This is a genomic window from Parabacteroides chongii (genome assembly GCF_029581355.1).
Classification (GTDB): domain Bacteria; phylum Bacteroidota; class Bacteroidia; order Bacteroidales; family Tannerellaceae; genus Parabacteroides; species Parabacteroides chongii.
On sequence record NZ_CP120849.1, the window covers coordinates 4272087 to 4286916 of the forward strand.

The following is a 14830-nucleotide window of genomic DNA, read 5'->3' on the forward strand; positions in this document are numbered from 1 at the left end:
TATTTCTAATCTTGATGCATATTAATTCTACCAACGGGTTAGGTCTATAAAAATGGAGTTTATTTTTTACCAAGGAAAAGTATTTTTGTTGGCCTCCATTTGATCAATGCTTTTTCAATTATTATAGATAAAACGACTGCCATAATAGTTGCACCTATAAATACGGATAAATCGCTCATGTGTAATTTGCGGAATATGATTCTTCCTGCAGATGTACCGAAACCATGAAAAAGATATATCGAATAAGCGTATTGTGCCAACCAGGTAAAAAAAGGAATATTAATTTTGATTGATATAAGATAGGCAGATGATATCATGCCGATAAGGATGTTAAGATGTAGTTTATTATAGTATTCCATGGGCGTGAAAAAATCTATTTGTTGAAGTATTACACCGATTATCAATCCAATAAGATATATGTTTTTCATGCTTTGTGTTGCCAAATTGTCTTTGAATCTGTTCAATCCGACCCCAACAAAGAAAAATGGCATTAAGTATAAAGCATTTTTAAAAGCAAATAAGTTTGGTATGGAGTCTGGAATAATATGAGATACCTGAGAAAAACATACTCCCCAGGATATAAAAGTGATTATTGCCCACTTTTTTACAGTATTCATTAAATTCGACAGATCAAGAAAAGAAGTGACTATAAAAGTGAGGAATAAAGCAGGTAAAAACCAGTATAATGTATACGGATATATATATATTTTCCATATACTTGTTATATCACCTTTGTTATTTGTTCCGGGAGTTAAGTATTGAAGGATGAAATAAGTTGTACCGACAAATATCATTGGAAGTATTAAACGCTTTGCTTTTTTCAAAATGAATTCAGATAATTTACCTTTCTCAACAGGGTGTAATGAATATACCCAACCTGCAATTGCTATAAATAAAGGCATTTTTATATTATCAAATAAACAATATAAGTATCGGTATATGGAATCTTCATCGACTTGCATACCTCCGGTAGACTTGGAACCTATTACATGTCCCATTACTACAAGAAGGATTGCTATCCCTCTGAATGTCTCTATACTAAGATCTTTATTTTGTGTTTTCATATTGTATCTGTTAATCCGTGGTAACTGCCTTTTATAAAAGAAGTGAGCATTAAATGTTCCCGGAGAATTGTATATTGAAGAATATTTTTAGGTATTACGATAACGAGCTGATAAGCTAACGCTGCTATCTTTTTTACCGATTTGTAATTACGTCGTGTGAATAAAATACGGCTACGGGTTAAATAATATAACCTCATGGGGCTTCCGCGTTTTATAGTCATACTTTCTTTATGAAGTACGTAAACAGATGGCTCATACCAGGTTTCATATCCGGCTTTTTGTAATTGAATGCTCCAGTCGAGTTCCTCATAGAATAAGAAATAAATTTCAGTCATCAAACCGGCTTGCTTTAGTATTTTTCTTGACGTTAACATACAAGCGCCATGGAGAAATGCAGTCGCATGTGCATCATTATATTGCCCTTCATCCTTTTGATTGTAACCAATGATATGATTGCTGATGCGAATAGGGTGCATAGGCATATAGCCAGCGTATTGAATCGTATCCTGTTTATATTCATATTTGATTTTAGGAGACAAAGCACCTATCTGAGAGGATGATTCCATTCGATGGATCATTTTTTTTAAAATTGGCTGATCAATTGTTATATCATTATTAATAAACAAAATATATTCGCCTTTTGCCTGAGAAAGTCCCAGGTTATTTCCTCCGGCGAATCCGGAATTTTTATCACTGGCAATGACGGTTATGTCTGTATATTTTTTCCTTAATAGTTCTGCATCATTATTGATTGAAGCATTATCAACTACAATTATTTCGTATGGATAATCTTCGAACTGATGCAGACTGTCGATCAATTCACAGGTATCTTTATAACCGTTATAGTTTATAGAAATGATTGAAACCATATTCATTTAAATTTTTCTCCATTCTTTTTTCTCAAAATCATATTGCTTTATAAGACGTGCGGGATTACCTCCTACAATTGAATAAGGGGGGACTGATTTCGTAACGACGCTTCCTCCTGCTACTATCGAATGTTTGCCGATATGGACACCCGCTGTTATAATACTATTGGCACCTATCCAGCATTCGTCTTCTATAATGATAGGGAGTGTTTTTACTCCTTGAGCTCGTATTGGTAGTTCAATGTCTTCGTAGTTGTGATTTAATCCTGATAAAACAACATTCTGAGCCAAGATCACCTGATTTCCTATCTGTATCGGCCCAATTAATGTATTTCTTAATCCTATTCTTGAACTGTTTCCTATATTTACATATCCGACGCCATTGTCGATGATGGTGAAATATTCAATGACACTTTTCTCTCCAAGCGAAAACATATTGATCGGACTAATATTGAGAATAACGGAACTCCTGATCTTAGATCCTTTTCCATAATGAAATACAAAAGGGTTAATAAACCATTTGACCCATTTTCTGGGGCATGCTCCGGTTGTATTCATCATTAAGTAATGAACCAGTTTCTTCAGTTTCTTATTGTTATTTATTTTCTGTTTAAGAATGACTAAATTCATTTTATACGAATTTATTAATGAGTTGATATATTTTTTTTACACTATTCTCCCAACTATGTGTATGAGCAAAAGCTATTCGTGCTTCTTTTTTTTGTTCATCTTTTATTTCTGAAACTGCGCTATCCAATGCTTTTAAATATTCAGTTTCATTATGAGGTAGAAATGTGTATTCTCTGAAAATATCATTCATTGTATGTGTTTGCGTTGCAACTGTAGGTTTTCCCATGGCGAGATATTCGTCTATTTTCAAAGGATAATTCCCGTCGGTTATCTCATTTAGCAGTTGCGGATTGATACAAACATCAAAGGCCATAATATAGGCAGGTAATAAATCAATTTTTTTCTTCCCTAGAAAATAAACATTTTTCAATTGATGTAAGGGATGTTGACTGAATACATTATCTTCCGGTCCAACAAAGACAAAACTATAATCCGGGCGTTGCTGAGCTAGTTTAAATAGTAGATCGCTATCCAGTCTCACACTGTTTATGGATCCGGTGTAACCTATAATAGGATGGGGTATTTGCTGTATGTCTTCAGGTATGGCCCATTGTTGTGTAATATCATATAACGAGAGATTAACTCCGGTCTCGATAGGGTATGTGTTGGGGTTATATTCTTTGAAACGTTTAGCAAAGTAAGTAGAATTGACTAGTACCATATCTGATTTTGCAGCAAGTAACGGCTCTAATCTTGTTCCGTTTTTTTTCCAATAATCCCGGCCAATAACAAAATCTCTGCAGTAATAGATTGAAAGAGAGGGTTTGATCAACTCTTTTAAATACTGACTTCGATAAATATCCGTGTCGATGAGATGTATATAATTATTGAATCCCAGTTCTTGTGCTGATTTTAATATTTGGTCGGCTATCTTTTTATTATTTATATAGTTGAATAGATCGAATAACCAGTTGAAAGGAAGACGATTGATGGAGTAAACCATAAAAGGACAATCAACGACCCATAAATTGGAATTGATACGTCTTAAAGGTGGAACTCTCTTTTCAATTACTTCCATCCGGCGTTTATAAGATTTTGTTTCTTCCCCTCTGAACCATGTCATATGATCCAATGGAGGATTAACATATAATACACGATTCGCTTTGGATATTTCCAAAGTTGTGTTTTTAATGGTACTCCCTATCTCTATATCCCAGGATTGAAGACTGGTAATGATAAAATCATGATTTTCCATATTCGCACGACTTAGTATAAATATTCTGATAGATAGATAATGTTTCACGGGCTGTTTTTTCCCAGGAGAATAATTTAACCCGGTTTAATCCATATGAAACTTGCCGGGTGTAAAATTCAGGATCATTTTCCAGAAGTAAGATTTTCTCAGCCATACTATTTTCATCCAAAGGATCAACCAAATTAGCATCCGGACCTCCGACTTCAGGCATTGAAGACGTATTGGAAGTGATGACAGGGGTCCCGCATGCCATAGCTTCTAAAAGCGGTATGCCGAAACTTTCCCTTAAAGATGTATATAAAAAAGCAAAAGCACCACTATATAAATAGGGCAAGTCTGCATTCCGGATATATCCTGGGCAAGCTATATAAGGCTTTATATTTTCTATTCCCAACTCATTAAGTATAGAGTCGAGCATTTTCTCTGTTATATCTGCTATAAGTAAAGGAAGTTTCTCTGTCGACTGCTTCAGATATAAACTATAAGCTTTCAATGTACGGGGAACATTCTTTTTGGGATCTGTATTACCTAAAAAGAAAATATACTTTTGTGCATCGATGTATTTTTTAGTAACATGCAGCGTCTCTTTACGGGGAGAGAAATGATTTCCAAATCCGTTATATACTGCTACAATTTTATTTTCCGGAAGTTGCAGGGCTTTTTTAATACGATTACATTCAAAATGTGATACTGTAATAATTTTATTGCAATGAGAAAGAATACGTGGAACGACTAAACGCCGATAATACCAGCCCATATTTTGATAAAGAGACTTATTTCCACTCTGACGCGGTTCTAAAAATATAATATCATGAAGCGTTAATATTAAAGGTACATGACAAAAAACAGGAGCTGTATTACTTGTACAGTGTAATATATCCGGTTTTATCTTGGATACAGCAAGAGGTAAAGCTATTTGTTCCCATAAAGGATATGTAGGACAACTGACTTCTATTATGTGCATATTTTCAGAAGCTTCCAGACATCTGTCTTCTCCCGGACTTACAAAAATGAAGTATTCATTATTTTTGTCGATTTTTTGTAGCTCACGAATACTTTCCAATGCTACAAAATCCATCCCGTGTTTATTGGTGCGGAATATGCGTTGTGCTTCTATTGCGATTTTCATATATCAGATTATTAATTTGTTGAACCGTGTTCTGTATGTATAAATTCTTTATTGGCACCTTTTAGACGAAAAAAATTGAAAAACATCAATAGGAATAGTATGGGGAGATTTCTTATCGCTTTCTTGAATTTATTGTCTACCAGATAATCAGGTACGGCCATACTGAATGTAATACATAATAGTAGCAATAATCCCCACCACTTTATAGCCATAGCCCAATTGAACCATGTAAAGAAACACGCAAATAAAAATATAAATCCAAATAGGATAACCCGCGGTGGCATCATCCATTGAAATAGCTTATCACAATAGTCCCAATTGCCTTTTAATAGAGCTAAAGGCAATTCTGAAATACCGCAAAATAAATTAGTAAACTGATTGGATAACCAACGACGACGTTGATTATAAAAACCTGTACTTTCTTTTATCTTTTCGTCGTATGTATAGACATCCTCAAGATATTCGATATAAATATTTTGAATAAGTAATGACCGTTCCAATTGCTTGTCTACGCCTATGTGACCGGCTTTCATAATGTTGTCTCTGAATAGTTCATATTCGAAGGCCATACCCGAACCAATCAATGCCGACGAGAATCCTAACTGTGTGTGACCTTTCCGAAATATAGAATTATTTATTTCTTCGCTTACAGCATCGAGTACTGCGGTATTTGTATCTCTGTTTTTGGCTACACGATGAGTTTGGACGGCAGAACAACCTGAATAAAAAGCATCGTTGATTTTATTGAGAAAATCATAATCCACGAGATTGTCTGCATCCATAATTACAATTATATCATATGAGAGATTATTGTTGTCGATATGTTTGGTAACCAACTGGAGTGCATTTGTTTTAGTGCTCTGAGGGTCTTTTATTTCCAGAACGATTGCAGATAAATCTTGTAATTTTTGATTTGTCGTGTCTGACATTTGGTCTGAAATAACGATAAGATCATATTGCTCTTTGGGATAATCCTGTTTGAAGAACGAGTGAACCGATTCTAGAATGACCGTATCTTCCTTGTAAGCGGGGAATAATACTGCAAATTTGTACTTCTTTTTGGCGGTTGGATATTGATCTTTACGTTTTTTAAGAGAAAAGAGAGCAAAAATGAAAAGATAAAGAACTGCAATAAGAAATAGTAAGAACAAGACAGCATCTCCTAACAGATATATCTTTTCATGATTATTTGCCCAACTAGTTCCAAAATACAATAATTGTTCCATATCGTTCTTTGATTTTATGTTATTGTTTTTCGATATTCTTAATTTCTTTATCGTAATATTCTCCGTTCAACACCAGTGATAAACAGGTAAAAGCGATAATGGCTGTCGGATATTGTCCCCAAAATGCGTTTCCATATGCACTGGCAAGCATACCGAATATACCACATAAAAATGCAGTAAGCCGGCCTTTAAGTTCAGGATCATGAATTTTAAACATAACGATCCAGGAACCTCTTCCGATGGTGATGAATAGTACACCTAAATATAGGACGGCACCGATTATTCCGGTTTCCACCCATAATTTAACATACCAGGAGTCGACAGGAATGGAAGTGGTGAATCTAATCGACATTTTTTTATTTTCTCCGCCAGACAATCCCAAACCCTCTCCGAAAGGCTTGTTTTTTAAATAAGTTGCCAATTTTTTCTGATTTTCTTTTCGGACGATAAAAGAAGCATCTTTTGTCGGTTGAAAAGCAGTTCGCATTCTTCGGATAGCGGCATTACCTTGACCAATATGAGTGAAAGCAAAGAAAATATAAATAATGATCAACAATGATCCGGCAGAAATACAGGCTTTAATGTTTTTAGATATTACGGTATATAGGCAAATAGCTGCTAACGGAACAATTATTGCTCCCCGTGTACCGGATAAAAACATGGCATAAAAACCTCCGATAGCTATAAGACTATAATATATTTTGTAAACTATTTTCTTTTCATATAATGCCGTGATAGCAAAAAATATACCGGCAAATCCCATATTTGATCCGAAATTACCAGCATCTGTAAAAAATGAAAAATAACGTGTTCCGGAACCTATCAAATGAGTTAATGCTCCTCCGCCGTTATAAAGCCAATTTGTTTCTGCATAATCAAAACCTACAAATTTCTGCATTATGACCTTGATAACGGCTGTTAATGTGAAAATGGATAATAGTATTGTGAATATTTTGACATCTTTATACTTTACACATAAAGTGCTTACTATAAGTGATATGACAAAAGAATTTGTAATGAACGTTCTGGATAAAACCCAGGCTTGCAGCATTCCGGTGGGGTTTGCTATTTCTGCAATGCAATATAAACTCCAGATGAAAGTTCCGATTGTCAATACGTTTATAGATGTTTTAAAAGAAATATCTTTAAATAATATACTATGAACGATAATTAGTATTACTAATGAAAGTAAAAGACTATCAACTAAGAAACTTAATCCATCCGTTTTTACATAGCGGCCTAAACCTAAAAAATAATAATTGATGATTAATGTCACAAACAGAAGTATAACAGGATAGCGAATTGACTGAATAAATAATATGAATAATAAAGGTATACAAACAATGGCAACAAATAGTGCCAGATTATTTGTTAACATCGAAAACACAATGCTTCCTAATCCTCCGAAAAGAATGAGGGATGATAGTTTTATTTGCGCTGTGTTTATCCTGTTATCCATATTTATTCTTTCATTTAACTGCCGAATCGTTAGCTGTTAAACCTAAATACATCATTCTATTAGCCAGACTGTGAATGGAGGTTTTAGGAGGTAACTGTCCTGTAAAGTCTTCTACTGCTTCGCGGCGGGCATTATTCAGATAAATATAAAGAGGTGTTGTCCCTGTTACTTCTTTTAAATGATTTAGATATTCTTCATCGCTGTTTTTCCAGACACGTACTGCATTTACTACTAACAGGTTAACGTCTGCCTTTTTCAACAAGGCGATCGGAATGCTGCTATTTTGTATAAATGTATGTTCTATCAGGAGTATATCCGGCACTTCATTATTTAAGTTGAAATAATGAAAATCTTTTGCTAATATAAATGATGAGTCGATAGAAAAGTCTTTGCCTGCAACCCGATATTCGACTTTTAATCCGGACTCTTTCCATTGTTCAACTAAATATTTTGCTACAAAACTTTTCCCTTCCCGATCCTCAATGCTGAGAAGGTTGATATAAGTGGTTTCATGCTGGTGTAAGTATTGGTTTAAACGATTACATGCGTAAGCTGCAGAAATTCTGTTACATGCTTTTACATAGCCGCGATGCTTTAATTGGGTATTCCCGGTAAATGCTCCGAGAACAGGTGTATTTGTCAGCCTTCTGGTGCGTTCGGCATCACGTAGTGTCCGGTCTAATAGTTCAATGATCAGATTACATCCGATAATAAAAATAATACTACCGATAAATGCGGCGACTGTAAATAACATTCGTTTCTGCCCATCACTTACTATAGGAAAAGAGGGCGGGGTAATGGTACTCAATGTAGCAGATGTGAGTTGAATATTTTTTTGTTTCAGTTTGGCAAGGTTGAGAGCATGTAAGACTTCCAGATATGATTCTTCTGTGACGCGGATATCCCGTTCTTTTCTGTTTATTTGAGTTCCAACCGGTGATAATATCTTATATTTTGTTTCAAAGTCACTTTTTCGTTCTTCCAAAATTTTTAAATATGCTTTCGCTTTGATATTTTTGAGAAGTTCTTCTAACCAGCGACTGACCATATCATCGATAGCTACTCCCTCTTTGGAATATTTATACTCATTCATGTCATTCGATAATTGGCTGATTGTCTTTTCCGATTTTTTTAAGTCTTCTTTATATTCACTTAACAAAGGATTTGTTTTTTGCGCATCCTCGGTACTAAACATTTCTATTTCTGTTATTTTTCCATTTATGGTCGATATGTCATTCAATGTATTTATAAAATCATTGTTAGCTTTGAATAGTTTAGCTCGCGTATCCATTTGCTTTTCTAATTGTGCAACAAGTTTGGAAGAAGCTTCGTATTCTTTCTGTGCATCTTCATAGCGGTCTTCATAATTTGAACGGGCTATGGCTATTGCTTTTGTTTGTTCTGAATAATTTATGACTCCGTTTTCGATATTGTAATTGGTTAGATCGTTTTCCTTTTTATCTAATAAAGTTTTCAATTTCTTTAGCTGACCTTCATAATAACTGACGACATCATTTGTTGCTTTAAAGCGCAATCCATCATAAGAATGGACTAGTTCCTCATTGATTAATTTTACAGTACTTAATGCAATCCCAGGGTCAGTCGATTTGTATGAAATTTCGATCAGGTCACTGTTACTCAGACGTTTTACAAGTACGTTTTGTAAAACTTTATAGCTATAATGTGTTTTACCGCTATTGAAAAGTTCAAATAAAAAATTACCGGGAATCTCCTCTTTGAATTTGTAAAGGTTATCAATCGTTTTATCAAGTGAATCTTTGATGATAAGCTTACTAACCTCTTTGGGGACTATTTTTTCTAATACACGAAAATTTTTTGCAGTAATAAATAAATTATCCTTGTCGGGATTTCCGTGGATCATATTTAGTGCGAATAATTTGATAGATACTTTTTCAAGAGTTCCTTTCGCTTTTGTTAAATTGATTACGTTGTCAAAAGTATTATTTAACTCTATAATGTTCAGTTTATCATCGCCCTCTAATCCTGTTTTGGATGCAATACCTGTATATATGCTGGTGTTTACCGTATAAGTTTTAGGCAAGAATTGTGTAAAGTACGCAACCAATGCAGCTGCGATCAAACTTCCAAATATTATCTGATACCGGATCCTATATAGAAAACGTGATATATAAAGTGCAGGATCCATATTTTATCTATTAATGACTTTTACATTCGTCAACATTTCCAGTAAAGTAATTGCATTATGAAGCATTACGCGTCCTTCCTGATAATTAACCACGGAACCTGAACGTCTGCTTCTTTCTAATGAGAGCGCTATGATATCTATTTTGCCGTTGATGAAATCTTGTTCGGATATTTTCATTTGGGCATTATACAATGCTGCAGCATCCGATTTGGCTTTCAATGTAGCCAATGCCTGTAATACATTATTATATGCTTCCAGTATTTTTAATTTTCGTTCCTCAACAGACATTTCATACTCATAATCCAATTGGCGATAATGAGCTTTTTTAGCTCTGATCTTGTGCCCACGTGAAAATAAGTCGTCGAAAGGTATTGATATCGAAACACCTGCACTATATGTACTCTGATTCCTGCCTAAACTGGTCAGCGACAAAGGGTCATCGATTGTTTCTGTTGTCGAAAACTGTACGATTCTTCCATATTGATATTGCCCGTATACCCTGAAATAGTTTAGCCATTCCATTCTGGAAATCTTCATTTCAGCATTGGCTTCTTCTTTTTTTGCTTCGTAAATTTTGATCGATGGATGGTCATAGATCGATTGTAGAAAAACAGAAAGAGGCGGCAGTTGGACTCTTTCATAATCATCCAACATGGCTTGTATTGAATCTGTGTTGAGATTTGCTTTCACTTCCACTATGGTTGCTTTGTCAAAATAATTGTTGTTTCTCTTTTGACAAAAGCAGTAATATGTACTGCAACTAATGAATAATATGGTGATAATGATCTTTGTCATGAAATTTAATTTATACATCCTCTTTCTGAATAAACGCTGTAAACGTTTTGAAAATAATCATCATATCCATCCGAAAAGAAAATTCTTTCGCATATCTGATATCTAGTTGTTTCCGTTCCTCGGCAGACATCTTTCCAGCATCGCCGCGCTTTTCGACTTGCCATAATCCGGTTAATCCGGCAGGGGCCATGAAACGTTGGACATATTCATCACTTGTAAGTAATTCTGCTTCATAGAGTGGGAGAGGACGATTCCCTACAACTGACATGTCACCTTTCAGAATGTTGAAAAGTTGCGGTAGTTCATCAATACTATATTTCCGTATGAAGTGGCCGACACGTGTAATGCGGGGATCGTTCTCCAGTTTGAAAAATGCATTGGAACGTTCTGTGCGTTTTGTTTTCAGATAGTCATTTTCAGATGTACTCAGGTTATCAGAAAACAGAAGAATATCCTGAGTACCGTTAGTTTCGATAATCGTTTTCTGAGGAACCTCAGAAACGGAAGAAGAGTTTACAGACTCTTCTTCCGTTGTTTCTTTCGTATATTGGTTTAGCTTCTTATATTCTGACAGTCGCTTATCAGCATCCGAATACATGGAACGAAACTTATAAAAATCGAAAATCCTGTAATTGCTGCCTACACGTTTCGATTTATATACAATTTTTCCATTACTCTCAGCCCGGATGGCTAAAGCTGTTATGAGCAATAAAGGAGATAAGCAAAGGATCGCTGTTCCTGAAGCCAGAATGTCAAATGTCCGTTTCCATAAAGGTAATTTGAATTCAGCCAAAGATGCTATTGGATTCTCTTTTTCTAATTTTTCCTTCTCTTTGTAATCAATGACAACAGTCAGTAATTTTTGCAAATCCTCTTTTGATGTCTTTTGAGAAATCATGCAGTCAACACCGGACCTTAGGTAAGGTATTTTTTCTTCTTTGCTTAATCTCTCGCTTATTAATATAATGTATAGGCCAGGGTACTGTTTGTGAAGCTGGGCTATTGTAGGTATATCGGTTTCTATATTGTTCCTTTCTAAGAATATGCAAAAATCAATATCCTTAATGTGAGATAGTTTGGATATTATCTGCTGAAAGGTGATACATTCGGAGACTTTACATTGCAAAGTCTCTCGTAGATGAGCTGCTAAAGGAATATTATTCCCCCAAAAGATATATTCCATACAAATTGTTGTTATTTACCCTAGCGTTTAATTACTTATCTCAAAAGTCTTTTAACCCTTACTCTCAGTTCTTCAGGATTAAAAGGTTTCAGAATGAAGTCTTCTGCTCCCTCTTCAAAAAGACGGATTCTGTTTGCACTGCTTTCAACGCTTGACAGGATCAGTACCGGAATGTGATTGAAAAGCTCGTTGGCCTTCAAATAACACAAAAATTCTTCTCCGCTCATCTCCGGCATATTCAGGTCGGAGATAACTCCGTCAGGGATATTGCCTTCATTAAGCCATGCAATAGCTTTTATCGGATTTTCTTTATATGTGACTTCATACAACGAAGACAAATATAGCATTATGATTTTCGCTATCTCCGGCTTATCATCAACCAATAGAATTGACTGTTTCATGTTTTTTATTATACTAGTGCTGTTTTGTATGCTTTAATGCACAAAATTAAAATAATTATTTAATAAAGAGTATAAAAATCAAAGGTTTTTAATGGAGAATAGTCTTTTTCTCAAAGAATGATATATATGGAAATTATTCTTTAAGTTTGCAAAGCGAAATTTAGTCGTTATATTGAATTGATAAACAAAGAAATGAATATACCATTTAAGATATTGAATATAAGTGCTATACTTGTTTTGTTGTTCTCCGGATGCCAACCGGAAATGCCTGTTACATCTTCAATTACCATTGATTTGGAAGGCTTTTCTGTCCCGGTTAATCAAAAGTTGTACGGAGTGACAATAGAAGAGATAAATCATGCTATCGATGGCGGACTCTATGCGGAAATGATACAAAACCGCAGTTTTGAGGAAGGAGTGCCTCCTTTAAACTGTCCGTACGACGCAAAACGGAATGTTTTAAGTACTCCAAACGGATGGACGATCCCCTTTATTCGTCCCGATTCAGTGCCCGGATGGCGAAAAATCTCATCAAACACAAGTATCTGGCCTGACGGGCAGGAGTTGATCAATGATAAAAACAAGCGTTCCTTACTGGTTTCTGTCTCGGCCTCTTCAGAGACAGGAAGAGGAGGTGTTGCTGCTACCGGTTATAACGGACTCTCCATACGCAAAGGAGAAAAATATGAACTGTCTTTATTTCTGAAAGGTGGTTCGATGATTCCTAAAACAATAAGTATATTTATCGGAGATTCTGTGGCAGGAGAACCGTTGAGTGATATTTTTAAAGTATCTCCGATCTATGAATGGAGAAAATATAAACACACCTTCACTGCTTCGGAGAGTACGGATAATGCCGTTTTGGCAATTACTGCCGATACATCTATTGTCTTTTGGACGGATATGGTTTCTTTATTTCCTCTAAAAACATGGAAGGAAAGACCCAATGGTTTACGTTCGGATCTGATGGAGATGATTTCTGCACTGAATCCTCAGTTCGTTCGCTTTCCGGGAGGCAGTTTTGTTGAAGGATATACAGCAGGGACTTATCCGATTTGGCATGAGACTATAGGCGATAACTCCACACGCAAGAATTTTTGGAATGTTTGGGGATACGGTTCAACGAATGGTATGGGATATCATGAATACCTGCAGATGTGTGAGGATCTGAAAGCCGAACCGCTCTATGTGATAAACAGTGGGGTAACCAGTCAAAGCAGGAGACCGCGTTATGAGGATATTACTGCGATGAATAAATTGGTACAGGATGCATTGGAAGCCATAGCCTATGCAAACCAGCCTGCCGATTCGATATTCGGTGCCATGCGTACAAAGAACGGGCATCCGGAACCATTCAATCTGAAATATATAGAGATCGGCAGTGAAAACTACGGGCAGGAATATTCCAAACGTTTTGACCTGTTTAAAAAAGCGATCAATGAAACTTATCCGGAAATCACGGTGATCAAAAGCTCTTTTATTGCAGGGAAGAACCGGACTGAATGGACCGATTATCATTTCTACTCCGGTGAAGATTTTCTGATCGCCAACCATGACAGGTATGAGACCGGGCAATATCTAAGAAGATTTCCGGCAGTTTTTATCGGTGAGTTCAGTATGGGAGATGCTTCTTTGCAGGGAACATTGCGGGCGGCTATAGGAGAGGCTTGTTTTCTCCTGGGAGTGGAAAACAGTCCGGAAGTCGTTAAGCATCTGGCTTATGCACCTGTGCTGGGAAATGTGAATTACGATTTCCAGCGATATCCCGCCATTTCCTTTAATAATAACAGTGCCATAGGATCGCCGTCTTATTATATGTTGAAGTTGCTGGCAGATAACCGGGGGGATGACTTGTTGAAAACAGAAATTGAGACGTACAGCAAACCTCAGGTGACGTTCGGATATGCCGGCATCGATTTGTTTGATAATAGTTATGACTTCGATGATGTACGAATCGACGGCCGGCCGGTGACGGAAGCGATGGTCAGGACCGGAGGTTGGAAAGTCAACAACGGAACTTTGACACCTGATGCCAATCGTTGGAATAATGTTCTGATGGGAGATTCTGCTGCACATGATTATACGTTTTCTGTGAAACTAAGGAGAAGCAAAGGAAGCGGGCCGGTTCAGCTGCGTGTTCGTGATAATGGAAAAGAGGGTGAAGCGAATGACCATATTGCCGTTTCCATAACTCCGGGAGCCTGTGAGTTCTATCGTTCTTCAGGCGCAGTTAAAGACACGCTGCGTTCTCCAAAAGCCTATTCCTTTGAGAGCAACCGCTGGTATGATGTGAAGATCGTTTGCAAGGATGAGACAGTGAGTTGTTTTGTGGATGATGTTCTGTTGCACGAAGTCGTTTTGCCTCCGTTGCCTTCGCTTGTATCCGTAGCGACATTGGATAAAGAAGCAGAAACGATCATACTGAAGGTTGTCAATACGACGCAGCATGAAGAGAAGACAGAATTGAATATAAAAGGTGGTAGTGTAAAGAATGATGCAGAGATTCTTCAGTTAAGCGGCGATCCTTCGGATCGTAATACATTTGAAGCTCCGAACCGAATTATCCCGGTCTCTAAAAATGTCTCTTTCTCATTGGGAGGACCGGTGGTCTATTCCTTTCCACCTAATTCAATCACGATAATGAAGTTGAAAATAGATTGATAAGCCACCTAATAAAAAGCCCCGGACCGCAATGGACCGGGGCTTTTTTAT

12 protein-coding genes are annotated in these 14830 nt (G+C 36.3%); 1 reads left to right on the forward strand and 11 read right to left on the reverse strand.

Going from position 1 to position 14830, the window contains the following annotated elements:
* Positions 1 to 59: 59 nt before the first annotated feature.
* From P3L47_RS15990 to P3L47_RS16040, 11 genes are read right to left on the reverse strand one after another with little or no spacing between them, the layout of a single operon-like run.
* The gene (locus tag P3L47_RS15990; protein WP_277781449.1) at positions 60 to 1064 is read right to left on the reverse strand and encodes an acyltransferase family protein; all 1005 of its coding nucleotides are present in this window, start codon (positions 1062 to 1064) and stop codon (positions 60 to 62) included.
* Positions 1061 to 1933 carry a glycosyltransferase family 2 protein gene (locus P3L47_RS15995; protein ID WP_277781450.1) on the reverse strand — a complete coding sequence of 291 codons (873 nt, stop codon included), beginning with the start codon at positions 1931 to 1933 and terminating at the stop codon, positions 1061 to 1063. The genes P3L47_RS15990 and P3L47_RS15995 overlap by 4 nt, the downstream gene beginning before the upstream one ends.
* A gap of 6 nt (positions 1934 to 1939) precedes the next feature.
* The gene (locus tag P3L47_RS16000) at positions 1940 to 2563 is read right to left on the reverse strand and encodes an acyltransferase (protein WP_277781451.1); all 624 of its coding nucleotides are present in this window, start codon (positions 2561 to 2563) and stop codon (positions 1940 to 1942) included.
* A 1-nt stretch (position 2564) separates the two neighbouring features.
* Positions 2565 to 3758 (reverse strand): glycosyltransferase, encoded by a 1194-nt coding sequence (locus P3L47_RS16005; protein WP_277781452.1) that lies wholly within the window; start codon positions 3756 to 3758, stop codon positions 2565 to 2567.
* Positions 3745 to 4887, reverse strand: coding sequence for a glycosyltransferase family 4 protein (locus P3L47_RS16010; RefSeq protein ID WP_277781453.1), 1143 nt, complete (start codon positions 4885 to 4887; stop codon positions 3745 to 3747). Before P3L47_RS16010 ends, P3L47_RS16005 begins: the two co-directional genes overlap by 14 nt.
* Before the next feature lie 11 nt (positions 4888 to 4898).
* A complete protein-coding gene (locus P3L47_RS16015; protein ID WP_277781454.1) occupies positions 4899 to 6113 on the reverse strand; it encodes a glycosyltransferase family 2 protein in 1215 nt (404 codons plus the stop codon).
* 19 nt (positions 6114 to 6132) lie between these two features.
* Complete coding sequence (locus P3L47_RS16020; protein WP_277781455.1) at positions 6133 to 7572, reverse strand: O-antigen ligase family protein; 1440 nt, start codon at positions 7570 to 7572, stop codon at positions 6133 to 6135.
* Between the two features lie 10 nt (positions 7573 to 7582).
* Positions 7583 to 9739, reverse strand: coding sequence for a GumC domain-containing protein (locus tag P3L47_RS16025; protein ID WP_277781456.1), 2157 nt, complete (start codon positions 9737 to 9739; stop codon positions 7583 to 7585).
* 3 nt (positions 9740 to 9742) lie between these two features.
* The gene (locus P3L47_RS16030) at positions 9743 to 10534 is read right to left on the reverse strand and encodes a TolC family protein (RefSeq protein WP_277781457.1); all 792 of its coding nucleotides are present in this window, start codon (positions 10532 to 10534) and stop codon (positions 9743 to 9745) included.
* Positions 10535 to 10544: 10 nt separating this feature from the next.
* Entirely contained in the window at positions 10545 to 11717 is a 1173-nt protein-coding gene (locus P3L47_RS16035; RefSeq protein ID WP_277781458.1) for a sugar transferase, read from the reverse strand.
* Positions 11718 to 11752: 35 nt separating this feature from the next.
* On the reverse strand, positions 11753 to 12118 hold the full coding sequence (locus tag P3L47_RS16040) for a response regulator (protein WP_122352696.1): 366 nt from the start codon (positions 12116 to 12118) through the stop codon (positions 11753 to 11755).
* A 192-nt stretch (positions 12119 to 12310) separates the two neighbouring features.
* On the opposite strand from P3L47_RS16040, the gene P3L47_RS16045 reads away from it, so the two are divergent.
* Positions 12311 to 14779 carry an alpha-L-arabinofuranosidase C-terminal domain-containing protein gene (locus P3L47_RS16045; RefSeq protein WP_277781459.1) on the forward strand — a complete coding sequence of 823 codons (2469 nt, stop codon included), beginning with the start codon at positions 12311 to 12313 and terminating at the stop codon, positions 14777 to 14779.
* Positions 14780 to 14830: the final 51 nt, after the last annotated feature.

Bases quoted from the DNA above. Each gene is read 5' to 3' on its own strand.
- P3L47_RS16045 (WP_277781459.1), top strand. From the start codon at position 12,311: ATGAATATACCATTTAAGATATTGAATATAAGTGCTATACTTGTTTTG.
- P3L47_RS16015 (WP_277781454.1), bottom strand. From the start codon at position 6,113: ATGGAACAATTATTGTATTTTGGAACTAGTTGGGCAAATAATCATGAA.
- P3L47_RS16040 (WP_122352696.1), bottom strand. From the start codon at position 12,118: ATGAAACAGTCAATTCTATTGGTTGATGATAAGCCGGAGATAGCGAAA.
- P3L47_RS16020 (WP_277781455.1), bottom strand. From the start codon at position 7,572: ATGGATAACAGGATAAACACAGCGCAAATAAAACTATCATCCCTCATT.
- P3L47_RS16000 (WP_277781451.1), bottom strand. From the start codon at position 2,563: ATGAATTTAGTCATTCTTAAACAGAAAATAAATAACAATAAGAAACTG.
- P3L47_RS15990 (WP_277781449.1), bottom strand. From the start codon at position 1,064: ATGAAAACACAAAATAAAGATCTTAGTATAGAGACATTCAGAGGGATA.
- P3L47_RS16010 (WP_277781453.1), bottom strand. From the start codon at position 4,887: ATGAAAATCGCAATAGAAGCACAACGCATATTCCGCACCAATAAACAC.
- P3L47_RS16030 (WP_277781457.1), bottom strand. From the start codon at position 10,534: ATGACAAAGATCATTATCACCATATTATTCATTAGTTGCAGTACATAT.
- P3L47_RS16025 (WP_277781456.1), bottom strand. From the start codon at position 9,739: ATGGATCCTGCACTTTATATATCACGTTTTCTATATAGGATCCGGTAT.
- P3L47_RS16005 (WP_277781452.1), bottom strand. From the start codon at position 3,758: ATGGAAAATCATGATTTTATCATTACCAGTCTTCAATCCTGGGATATA.
- P3L47_RS15995 (WP_277781450.1), bottom strand. From the start codon at position 1,933: ATGGTTTCAATCATTTCTATAAACTATAACGGTTATAAAGATACCTGT.
- P3L47_RS16035 (WP_277781458.1), bottom strand. From the start codon at position 11,717: ATGGAATATATCTTTTGGGGGAATAATATTCCTTTAGCAGCTCATCTA.